This window comes from Leisingera sp. F5 (assembly GCF_001593695.1).
Genome location: NZ_LUKH01001048.1, coordinates 1 through 1,325, shown reverse-complemented (window position 1 = coordinate 1,325; position 1,325 = coordinate 1). Strand labels below are relative to the sequence as shown.

Below are 1,325 nucleotides of genomic sequence, written 5' to 3'. Positions count from 1 at the left end.
GCCAGAACCTGACCCTGATTGCCGATCCGTCTCTGCAGGCTTTCTATACCGTGGCTTTGGGTGCGCAAGCGCTGCCGGTCACCTTGGCGGACCCTGGCCGCATGACGCTGCAAGGGCTGATCGGCGCCTGGCCAGGTTAAATGTACCGCCTGCCAGCCTTCGCCGCCGCGGCAGTCAGCGTCCAAGACTGTTTCATCAAGGCAGAAAACCCGGAAGTTCCAAGACACACCGAAGCCCTCCCGCGCCTGCAGATGTGCCGGCTGTGCCACGCCCAACGGGCACAGGCTTTCCGTCAGGAAGGCCGGAGCCGGGCGGGAGCGCGCCGCGGCTACCGGGACTATTCAAGTTTCTGCCTTATAACGGTTTCCCTTGCCGGGCGGAGTTTCCGGCGGGCCCGCAAAACACTGGGCGATGCGCATCCAGCTGGCGGCGGCCTCGCCTGACAGCTGCAGACCGGTGTCGGCAAGACTGCGCACCTGCGTGACCACCCGGGCAAACTCCACCGCCGTGCCTTTGACAAATCCCGTTTCCTGCGGCGCGTTCCAGTCCCAGACCGCCCCGGACGGCCCGGTCAGTTGCACAAACGGCGCAGGCTCCGGCACCTCCAGCCCGCGGTTGCGGAAACTCCAGCCGTAGGTTGCCACCCCCAGATGCGCGATGTTGCGGATGCGGTCCTGCTCTTGCCGCTCCCGCCCCAGCAGGTCAAACACCTCCTGTCCATGCGCCCAGGTCTCCATCTGCCGGGCAGTGACCGAACTGAGCGCGCTCATGTCCGGCCCGATCCATTTCAACCGCTGTTTGGGATCCGCCTTGGCAAACGCATCGGCACAAGTCTCCGCCCCGAGCCGCCAGACTTCAAACAGCGCCCGGCCCGACAGGCCGTTCAGCCAGGGAAATTGACAGTTCAGGATGGGCTTGCCCGCCTGCATGTCCCGCAGCACCGGAGCGATAAAGGCGGCAAAGGCCTCGTCTCCCTGCAACGCCGCCTCCGCCGCGGCGTTGAACAGATGCAGATGCCCCAACACATGATCAATGGTCCACCCCTTGAACTGGGTCGCGCGGTGGAAGCCCGCCTCTGGCAGATCCTCCAGTATAGCCGCCAATGCGCGGCTTTCGGCACGGAAATCTTCGGCCTGCTGCATGTCTGTTCTCCGGTTGCGTTCAGCGGCAGACTAGCGGCAGGGCCATCAGGCCAGAACCCTGGACTACACGTCACAAACGGAAGAAAGGCGTTCAGACCCCGGACATTGACCGGAATGCGCGCCCGGCAGCCTCGAAGTTGCGGCAGAGCGGCGCGGTAAGCTTGGACTGCGCGGCATAATAGG

At 64.6% G+C, this 1,325-nt stretch carries 1 protein-coding gene; it reads right to left on the bottom strand.

Annotated elements, in window-relative coordinates; translation table 11 throughout:
• Positions 1-341: 341 nt before the first annotated feature.
• Positions 342-1,142 carry a TIGR03084 family metal-binding protein gene (locus A2I95_RS38720; protein WP_291737696.1) on the bottom strand — a complete coding sequence of 267 codons (801 nt, stop codon included), beginning with the start codon at positions 1,140-1,142 and terminating at the stop codon, positions 342-344.
• Between the last annotated feature and the right edge of the window lie 183 nt (positions 1,143-1,325).

Coding starts and splice junctions, on each gene's coding strand:
- A2I95_RS38720 (WP_291737696.1), bottom strand. CDS start 1,142: ATGCAGCAGGCCGAAGATTTCCGTGCCGAAAGCCGCGCATTGGCGGCT.